The sequence below is a fragment of the Acinetobacter lwoffii genome (assembly GCF_024129715.1).
GTDB lineage: Bacteria > Pseudomonadota > Gammaproteobacteria > Pseudomonadales > Moraxellaceae > Acinetobacter > Acinetobacter lwoffii_U.
Map to the genome: position 1 here is coordinate 348,919 of NZ_JAMXXM010000001.1, position 7,847 is coordinate 356,765.

At 37.9% G+C, this 7,847-nt stretch carries 6 protein-coding genes and 1 pseudogene; 4 read left to right on the forward strand and 3 right to left on the reverse strand.

The window, feature by feature from the left end; all coding sequences use genetic code 11:
- The first annotated feature begins 173 nt into the window (after positions 1-173).
- The 3 genes from NI462_RS01710 to NI462_RS01720 all read left to right on the forward strand — a co-directional run bounded on the left by NI462_RS01710 (position 174) and on the right by NI462_RS01720 (position 5,312).
- Positions 174-2,813, forward strand: coding sequence for a bifunctional aconitate hydratase 2/2-methylisocitrate dehydratase (locus NI462_RS01710; RefSeq protein ID WP_253158850.1), 2,640 nt, complete (start codon positions 174-176; stop codon positions 2,811-2,813).
- 64 nt (positions 2,814-2,877) lie between these two features.
- Entirely contained in the window at positions 2,878-4,995 is a 2,118-nt protein-coding gene (locus tag NI462_RS01715) for a hypothetical protein (RefSeq protein ID WP_222112194.1), read from the forward strand.
- Between the two features lie 95 nt (positions 4,996-5,090).
- Positions 5,091-5,312 carry a hypothetical protein gene (locus NI462_RS01720; protein WP_222112193.1) on the forward strand — a complete coding sequence of 74 codons (222 nt, stop codon included), beginning with the start codon at positions 5,091-5,093 and terminating at the stop codon, positions 5,310-5,312.
- Positions 5,313-5,511: 199 nt separating this feature from the next.
- Here the strand turns inward: NI462_RS01720 and NI462_RS01725 are convergent, their stop codons facing one another.
- Complete coding sequence (locus tag NI462_RS01725) at positions 5,512-6,375, reverse strand: alpha/beta hydrolase family protein (RefSeq protein WP_253158852.1); 864 nt, start codon at positions 6,373-6,375, stop codon at positions 5,512-5,514.
- Between the two features lie 117 nt (positions 6,376-6,492).
- On the opposite strand from NI462_RS01725, the gene NI462_RS01730 reads away from it, so the two are divergent.
- Positions 6,493-6,951, forward strand: a complete 459-nt coding sequence (locus NI462_RS01730; protein WP_253158854.1) for a hypothetical protein — start codon at positions 6,493-6,495, stop codon at positions 6,949-6,951.
- 113 nt (positions 6,952-7,064) lie between these two features.
- On the opposite strand, the gene NI462_RS01735 is transcribed toward NI462_RS01730, so the two are convergent.
- Together NI462_RS01735 and NI462_RS15240 are read right to left on the reverse strand one after the other, a co-directional pair.
- Positions 7,065-7,283, reverse strand: coding sequence for a hypothetical protein (locus tag NI462_RS01735; protein ID WP_004645284.1), 219 nt, complete (start codon positions 7,281-7,283; stop codon positions 7,065-7,067).
- A gap of 403 nt (positions 7,284-7,686) precedes the next feature.
- A pseudogene (locus tag NI462_RS15240) lies at positions 7,687-7,847 on the reverse strand (IS5/IS1182 family transposase); the annotation flags it as partial.

Sequence of the window (7,847 nt, forward strand, 5' to 3'; positions counted from 1 at the left end):
AATAATCATTAAGAGCATCATTTAGTTATAAAATAACGAGCATCACGAAGAAACACTTGAGTTGCATTAACTTTTAACTGGAAATTTAGTAAAATTTTGGAGTCCATATTATTTATGAAGCTTGGAATAAGCAGGAATTCATAAGTAATTTTTTAAAAAAGAGGAATAACACTGTGCTAGAAGCTTACCGCCAACACGTTGAAGAACGTGCCGCACTCGGAGTCCCACCGAAGCCACTTGACGATGCCCAAACAGCTGCATTAGTTGAACTACTAAAAAACCCGCCAGCTGGTGAAGAAGCATACTTGGTAGATTTGCTTGAAAACCGTGTACCAGCAGGTGTTGACCAAGCTGCATATGTAAAAGCTGCGTTCTTAGCTGCATTGGCAAAAGGCGAAGCAACCTCTCCACTCGTTTCTAAAGAACGTGCTGTTTACTTACTAGGTACTATGCTGGGTGGTTATAACGTAGCACCTTTAGTTGAACTTTTAGACAATGCTGAGCTTGCTGAACTTGCAGCTGAAGCATTGAAAAAAACGCTTCTTGTATTTGATGCATTCCATGACGTTGCTGATAAAGCAAAAGCTGGTAACGCAAATGCTCAAGCAGTTATGCAGTCTTGGGCTGATGCTGAATGGTTCACTAGCCGTAAAGACGTTCCTGAAGAAATCAAACTGACGGTTTTCAAAGTAACTGGCGAAACCAACACTGACGACTTGTCACCTGCACAAGACGCTTGGAGCCGTCCAGACATTCCATTGCACGCAAATGCAATGTTGAAAAACGTACGTGACGGGATCAATCCAGAAGTTCCTGGTGAAGTGGGTCCACTTAACCAGATTAAAGAATTGATCGCGAAAGGCAACCAGGTTGCTTACGTGGGTGACGTTGTTGGTACTGGTTCATCTCGTAAATCTGCAACTAACTCTGTACTTTGGTTCTTCGGTGATGACATTCCGCACATCCCGAACAAAAAAGACGGTGGTTACTGCCTAGGTTCTAAAATCGCTCCAATTTTCTTCAACACGATGGAAGATGCTGGTGCGTTACCGATCGAGATCGATGTTGCCAACATGAACATGGGCGATGAAATCGTTCTTAAGGTCGATCACGCTGCTGCTAAAGTAACTGCGTTCAAAGACGGCGCGCAAATCGCTGAAGCTGAACTTAAAACTCCAGTTCTTCTAGACGAAGTACGTGCTGGCGGTCGTATTAACCTGATCGTTGGTCGTGGTTTGACGACTAAGGCTCGTGAAGCTTTAGGTCTTCCAGTATCTACAATGTTCCGTACTCCGGTTCAGCCTGCTGCAACTGGTAAAGGTTTCACTCAAGCTCAGAAGATGGTTGGTCGCGCTTGTGGTCTTCCTGAAGGTCAAGGTGTACTTCCAGGTACTTACTGTGAACCTAAGATGACTACTGTGGGTTCGCAAGATACAACTGGTCCAATGACTCGTGACGAATTGAAAGACTTGGCTTGCCTAGGCTTCTCTGCTGACCTTGTTATGCAATCTTTCTGTCATACAGCTGCGTATCCAAAACCAGTTGACGTTCAAATGCAACACTCGCTTCCTGATTTCATCATGAACCGTGGTGGTGTGTCTTTACGCCCAGGTGACGGTATTATTCACTCTTGGTTAAACCGTATGCTTCTTCCGGATACTGTTGGTACTGGTGGTGACTCGCATACTCGTTTCCCAATCGGTATTTCATTCCCGGCGGGTTCTGGTCTTGTAGCGTTCGCTGCAGCAACTGGTGTTATGCCACTTGACATGCCTGAATCTGTACTTGTGAAGTTCAAGGGTAAAATGCAGCCTGGTATCACGCTACGTGACCTTGTACATGCAATTCCTTACTACGCAATTAAGGAAGGTGACCTAACTGTAGAGAAGAAAGGTAAGAAAAACATCTTCTCTGGTCGTATCCTTGAGATCGACTTAACAGAAATGGAAACTGACCTGACTGTTGAGCAAGCGTTCGAACTTTCTGATGCTTCTGCTGAACGTTCTGCTGCTGGTTGTTCTATCACACTTTCTGAAGAGAAAGTTGCTGAATACCTTCGTTCAAACATCACCATGTTGAAGTGGATGATTTCTGAAGGTTATGGCGATGCGCGTACTATGGCTCGTCGTGTTGAGAACATGGAAAAATGGTTGGCTAACCCAAGCCTGATCAAAGCGGATGCTGACGCTGAATACACCAAAGTGTATGAAATCGATCTTGCAGACATCAAAGAACCTATTCTTTGCTGCCCGAACGATCCAGATGATGCGAAACTTCTTTCTGACGTTCAAGGCGCGAAAATTGACGAAGTATTCGTTGGTTCTTGTATGACTAACATCGGTCACTTCCGTGCAACTGGTAAGTTGCTTGAGAAAGTTCCTGGTGGTGCATTGTCAACTCGTTTGTGGATCGCTCCACCGACGCGTATGGACGAACATCAGTTGATGGAAGAAGGTTTCTATAACATTTATGGTAAAGCTGGCGCGCGTACTGAAATGCCAGGTTGTTCATTATGTATGGGTAACCAAGCACGTGTAGCTCCGAACACGACTTGTGTATCGACTTCTACTCGTAACTTCCCGAACCGTTTAGGTCAAGGCGCTAACGTTTACTTGGCTTCTGCTGAACTTGCATCTGTTGCTGCTGTATTGGGTAAATTGCCTTCTCCAGAAGAATACCAACAGTACGCAGCTCAAATTGACAGCATGTCAGCTGACATCTATCAATACTTAAGCTTCGACAAGATGAGCGAATATACTAACGCCGCTAAAGACGTTGATACGAAGAAAATTGCTGCTGCTCAGTTGACTTAATTCTTTGTTAATTAAGCAATAAGCGGTATAAGATAAGGGCTGATTAATCAGCCCTTATTTTTTTATGAAAAATTATTACGAAGAAAAATTTGAACATTTAGCTTTAGAACTTAGTGTGGAAAAAGCTAAAGAAAAAATTGTTAAAGAACTTTTATATAAAAGTACACAACCTAAGATAGGATTATTCAAAAATAAGTTTGATATGTTTTGGCAATCAAATTTTATTAAGTTACTTACAGTTGATGAAGTTCAAAGTGAAAACTACATTTTAGCTTTGAGCCAATATTTGCGATTTGGGGGTGTTGATAAAAATGTCTGTGTAAATTATTTAAAACTAGATGTTCAAAGCTTTATTTTAGCGGTACGTCAGTCTGGGTTAATCCTACAATCAGATCATAATTCTTGGAATGTTTTAAAAGAAATTGATCAAGAAATACAAATCGACGCACTGCATATATTTTTTCAGACTGTAAAACATTTACAATCACAATATAAGCATCGATTGGAAATTTATGAAGAGATAAAAAATACAATCAACGTTGGTCAAATTACTGCTATGGCTTTTGGCAGTTTATACGCTTATCAGTATTTAATTCCTAATCAAGATTATTTTGCACATTTACCTTATCAATTTGATAGTACTGAAAATAACTCAGCAGAAACGGTTTGGAAAGCATTTGATCATATTGTCAAAACTTCTAGAAAAAATACTAAAAAATTAACAGAACAATCGCTAGCATTGGCATTGAGAAATAAGTTAATGCCTTTCTTGATTGGTGAGGGTATGAGTGTACTTCTTCAAGATCAGTATGAGTTTTATAAAAAGCTTGTAGCTATCAAAATTGAGATCCTTAACTATAAAAGAAATGTATTAGAGTCATTCTGTTTTGATAAGCAAGTAAATTACAAGCTCAACAACTCAGAATTGATTTATACCAATACAAAAGAGAAAAAGGATAATTGGTCGGAGAAAAATGCTTTATTGATAAGTTATTGGTTAGGTGTAGGGGCTGAAAAATTACTAAAATCTGACGCAATTTATAGCATCATAAATACAGGTGATAATTTAGAAGCTAATGCAATTGCATTGTCAAAAGCCTTTGGTATTCAAGAGCAGTTAGCCCAAGTTTATGGGATTACAGAATTCAGTATCAATAACCAAAAGCTCAATGCTTTTGAAACAATGATTACCATGACTTTATCACAAGCACATTATTTAAAGGATCATATTGAAAAATTTATGCGTTTTTTACCTAATTCTGAAGATAAATTAGATGCATTAACACAGCTTACTATGCATGGTTTTGTAATTGGCGAAAATAGGATGCCTTTTACTTTCGCTAAAAGAGAAGAGAAGATAAAAAGAATGTCTTCATGGGTTCAGGGGGCTTCTAATAATATAAAAAAGAAAAAAATGGATGAGATTCTAAGTTTTTGGAGTTGTGATTTGTACGACAATGATGATGTGTCTACATTCCAACAAAAACCATTTTATAAGATTGATGACTTTATTTTTCAATTTCCATGGCTTACAGCATATCAAAATTTAAATACTACTATGACCAACTACTTTCGTAAATTACATAAAAATAGATTTGAATTGAAGGGAGAAACTAATCAGATTGAGTTAACTCTAGCAGAAAAAATGCATCATTTAGGTTTTGAAGTATTTCCTCAACTTGTTCCTGAATTTAAAGATGTTGGTGAAATTGATTTAATAGCAATTCATGGAAATCATGTCATTGTGGCAGAAGTGAAATCTACATATATAAGAAGTAGTATTCAGGAAATTTATGAATATAAAAACTTCACCTTGAATAAAGCTAGTTATCAGTTGGATAAAAAAGTTGAGTATATTAAAAAATATTTTTTAAAAGAGTTCTTTGATGACATAAGTGAAGTCGTACTTCATACTTGGATTATTGATACTACACTAGAGTTTGATCATGAATATTTTGGTGATCATTTAAAAGTATCTTTAGATGAAGTCATCATTACATCAAATTGTGAATCTGAATTTATGCAAAAACTTGTTGATGAGCAATTTTATATTGAAAAAGATGAAGTGAAAATTGATCCTATCCAATTTTTAGAATCAATTGAAAAAAATACATTTTGGTCAAAGCAATTGGGTAACTACGATTATTACATAGAAAAAATGCTGAATAAATTTGCTTCTTGATAAGGTTAGAATTTTTCTTGGTTACGCTTTACAGTATTTTCAATAAATCGTTTAATCACCACATATTTTAGTGATGTAAAAGTTGATCTAACCAAATGGCAAAACAATCTCGATTCCTCTGTATTGGTGGTTTCCTCAATGGAACCCAAGTCAAAGACCAAGGTGACAGTTTTATCTGTGTCGAAAAAGGCAAAAATGTCACTTATACCAAAAAGGAAATCTTCCATCCTAATTCATGGGATCACGACTATTATGTTTGTGAAACGACCACAGACAAACAGGCACGAAATTGGGTTTATGACATTGAGACAAAATAATATTTAATTCGATAAAGAAAGACATGGGTTGGCGTTATCGTCAGCCCATTTTTATATACGTTTTAAAATATTCAGACAATAAAAAGCCCCATGGTTAGGGGCTAGTCGTATATAGGTCAAGCCCATATACTGTAAGAGGCTCATCTCAAACTAAGCGTATTAGAACACAGCAGCCTGCAAATAACCATCTAAATCTGATTTAAACAGCCAATTGTTGCTCAATCACCGGCCATAAATTCTGATGCGATTTTTTAAACATCAGCATATGACCAATGGCCTTATAGGCATAACTTTTAGGTTTAAGTTCAATTATTTGGGTTTTTGCGTTTGGATATAAACGTAGTAAATCTTTCACATTGGCTTCGGTGGCAATCTCATCATCAGATGACCAGATTGCAGTCACAGGGCAGGTGATTTGAGCATGATAATCATGGGATGGTGCAATATTTTTACCAATCGCGTTGATTACATAACCCGGTTTACTACAGAACTGCGCCCATTCGCGAGCCACATCTTTAGGCAGGTTTTCACCCATACCAATCACTTGAGTTGGGCCATAGCCTTTAGTGATGCGAGCCAGTGGGAAAATGACATTAAACATCACTGGCGCAAGTAACTTGGTTTTGCCTTTGAGTCCTTTCACATGTCCGGTAGAGCCAGAGACAGCCACCACTTTTGCGACTTTATCATAATTTGGCACAATACCTAAAAGCTGACCACCGGCACTATGTCCAAGTAGTATCACTTTTTCTGCATTAGTACGCGTTGATAAAGCATCTATTGCGGCCGGTATATCCAGTTGACCCCATTGCACAATACTGGCTTTTGAATTTTTCAACGGGCCATGTAGTGAATCACCAATCCCTCGAAAATCAAAGACCATAACGGCATAGCCTTGAGCTTGTAACCAGACACAAAACTGATGATAAAACTGTTTGGTAATGCCAGTTGCCGGGCAAACTAATACCGGAAGTTTTTTAGATTCAGAAATAGCCGTATAAAAACGTGCACTTAAGCGATAGCCATCCTGACACTGGAGAGTCAATGTTTCAAATTCAGACATACGTTACACTATATTTTTAGAATCCTGATGAAGCTTTTACTGTATAGATTTTTAGCAGGGTGGATTGGGGAAAACATGACTTAAAAGTCAGTAAAATAATAGAGATGGAATAAACTTATGCAGCTAATAGAACTTGAGCTGGCCGTTAAAACTGCCATTATTTTTAGTGGGATATTCTTGTGGATCGGGATGTTTACCGGCGTCTGGAAATACTGGCAGATCCGTCAATCGCCTCAGTCACGTGCACATTATTATGTCGATATTGCCCATCGTAGCAGTCTACTTTATGCGCCTTCAACCTTAATTCTAGCAGTGCTGGCCTATTGTTCAGTGTTATCGAGTGCAGTAAATCTGATTTGCGTATTGATCAATATTCTGTTTTTTAGTTTTTCTATTGGGGCTTATGTGTTGCATGGTTTCCTGCAAGACACAACGAATCAGTTTAAACAGCCGCATCAACTGGGTAAGTTTCATTTGCCAGAAAGTTTGATGACTTTAGCCATGCTGGGTTTAATTGTTGCAGAATTGGGCGGGACAGGGATTTTGCTCTATGGAGCATTTGCGGGATTATTTTAATCTTCTTTTTATAGTTATTCTGAAAGGATGCTGGAATGATTGAAAATTAAAACACTTTTTTCACCAGATGGATGACTGGCCATATCATCCATCTGGGCTAATTTAAAATTTGATTATCGGTATTTCTGGTCTATGGCAGCCCATAGGAAAAATGCAGCTGAGACAATCAGTGCATAGCCAAAGTATTCAAGTTTTAAATTACCTTGAATTAAGCAATGAACGGTTAAAGTCAGCATGAGTGCAAAAGTGGTGCATATAAATGTCACCAGATTGGTGTTGTTGGCTTTAAGAGCGTCAATGAAGACTTGCTTGTTGAAATGTAATGATAACATCTCCATCCCTCCCATTTATTTATGTTATTGAAGATTAAAGCAGATTTAATCAGTCAGAATTGAATATATAGTTGTACTGTTTAATTTGGACCTTTGCAACTGCTGTGGCAGGCTTTTACAGTCAAAATGGTCATCTTTAGTCGTATAACTACATAATCACTTGATTAGGCAAGAATTATATTTTCAGATTTCACCTCCAGTTAATTTTGGAAATAAGATGTAGTCATCATTTGATTAATGCGACCAGATAGAAAATGCAAATTCTACGCCAAAGATATGTAGTGTTAATCAATACTTTGTAAGCCTGCGTATGACTCGGAGGGGGACTTGGTTTAAGTTGGCAACAATAAGTATCTAAAATCAGGAAATTAAAGTTTTGTTTATATTAGATCTCTTGCGAAAGTTAATTTAAGAGCATCCAATTCACCATTCCAGCAATTAAATTCATTCTTAGACCAAATCGTTTCCGTCTATCTATAGCGTTCTGTTAATATCCGAAAATGTTTAAGTTTGCCGTTGATATGTTCAATGGCTGTCCTACGCCGACTGATTTCTTGGTTGATC

Bases quoted from the DNA above. Each gene is read 5' to 3' on its own strand.
- NI462_RS01715 (WP_222112194.1), top strand. From the start codon at position 2,878: ATGAAAAATTATTACGAAGAAAAATTTGAACATTTAGCTTTAGAACTT.
- NI462_RS01720 (WP_222112193.1), top strand. From the start codon at position 5,091: ATGGCAAAACAATCTCGATTCCTCTGTATTGGTGGTTTCCTCAATGGA.
- NI462_RS01725 (WP_253158852.1), bottom strand. From the start codon at position 6,375: ATGTCTGAATTTGAAACATTGACTCTCCAGTGTCAGGATGGCTATCGC.
- NI462_RS01730 (WP_253158854.1), top strand. From the start codon at position 6,493: ATGCAGCTAATAGAACTTGAGCTGGCCGTTAAAACTGCCATTATTTTT.
- NI462_RS01735 (WP_004645284.1), bottom strand. From the start codon at position 7,283: ATGTTATCATTACATTTCAACAAGCAAGTCTTCATTGACGCTCTTAAA.